Below are 1,620 nucleotides of genomic sequence, written 5' to 3' on the forward strand. Positions count from 1 at the left end.
GAAACACGCCCCGGTGGCGTTCGAGGCCTGCGGCACGATGAGCACCTGGTACACCGAGGGCATGGGTGGACGCTGGACCAAGGAGGCGGCCCGCGACACCACGATCAAGCAGTCCCTGGCCTGGCACCTCTCCACGATGAATCCCTGTTACGGCCCCACATACGACCAGGTGCCGGATGAGTGGCTGGACGCATACAGGGAGTGGGGCCAGAAAATGGGCTACCGTTTCGTGCTGCGCCGTCTGGCCCACACCGGCAAGGTGAGCGTGGGCGGGAAGCTGAGCCTGAGCATGGACTGGGAGAACGTGGGCGTGGCGCCCTGCTATTACGCCCATCCGCTCGCGGTGGAGCTAAGCGACCCGGTGGGCCACCGCAGCTTTGTCCTGCGCACGGATGCCGATATAACCGGCTGGCTGCCGGGCGCGGTGAGCTACAGCACCACGCTCACTCTGCCCGACTCGATCCCCGCGGGTGACTACAGGCTGGGCCTGGCCCTGCTCGACCTGAAAGGGGAGGCCCCGCGGATCAGGCTGGCGGTCCGGGGCACGGACGAGGACGGCTGGTTCAGGCCGAGCCGCATCCGCGTGCAATGAGCGCGCTGCACTGGCGGCGTGGCGGTGTTTCGCTTAAAATGATTTGCAGTGGTTTTATCTGACCTGTTCATCCGACGAATCGAGGCAGCGGAAACTGGAGGGCCGTCCATGTCGAAAAAGAAAGAGGGCGTTTCAGCCGGGAAGCGCCGGCTGCCGGTGAACCCTGTTTCCCGGAGGCAATTCGTGCGTGAGACCTCGGCCGCGCTGGGCGGCCTGTCCCTGTTTGGCGCTTCGCTGGCCGGGCCGGTGTCTGCGGCCACCCCGTCCGCGGCCGCCACGGCGACTGCCACCGGGGCCGCGGGAGTGAGCCTGATCGGGGCCTACGGCGACTGGGCGGCCTCGCTGTTGGGGGAGGGCCCCGGGACTCTCTCTTTCCGCCGTCCTGAGTTCACCGACCTGAAAGCCTGGCGCGAGCGAGCGCATGGCCGCACCCTGGAGCGGATGGCGGTGCCGGAGATCGGCCCCGCGCCGGAAGTGAAGGTGAACCGCAAATACACGTTCGACGGCCTGGAGATCGAGGAGCTGAGCTGGCAGCTTCCCTACGGACGCCCCTCCGAGGCCTACCTTCTGAAACCCGCCGGGGCCACCGGCAAGCTGCCCGGCATTCTGGCCCTTCACGACCACGGGGGCTGGAAATATTTCGGCAAGCGCAAGATCACCAAGACCAGCGCTGAGCAGCACCCCATGATCGTGGAGCACCAGAAGGCGGACTACGGCGGCCGGGCCTGGGCCAACGAGGTGGCCCGTCGCGGCTATGTGGTCCTGGTACACGACACTTTCCCGTTCGCGAGCCGCCGGGTGCTGCTGCGGGACGTGCCCGAGGTGATCCGCCGGGGGCTGACCGACGACAACCCGGAGGAGCCGAAGAACGTGGAGGCCTATAACAACTGGGCCTCGGACCACGAGTCGATCATGGCCAAGTCTCTTTTCTGCGCCGGGACCACCTGGCCGGGGGTGTATTTCGCCGAGGACCGTGTGGCGCTGGACATCCTGTGCGCCCGTCCGGAGGTGGACCCGGAGCGTGTCGG

General features: G+C 67.2%; 2 protein-coding genes. Both read left to right on the forward strand.

All coding sequences use genetic code 11. The features are described from left to right. Positions 1-592 (forward strand): DUF4832 domain-containing protein (locus LLH00_12610; protein ID MCE5272110.1); only part of this gene is annotated, 592 nt, incomplete at its 5' end. 183 nt (positions 593-775) lie between these two features. Further along, positions 776-1,620: hypothetical protein (locus tag LLH00_12615; protein MCE5272111.1), on the forward strand; the 845-nt coding region annotated here is incomplete at its 3' end.

It is taken from the genome of bacterium (genome assembly GCA_021372515.1).
GTDB lineage: Bacteria > Gemmatimonadota > Glassbacteria > GWA2-58-10 > GWA2-58-10 > JAJFUG01.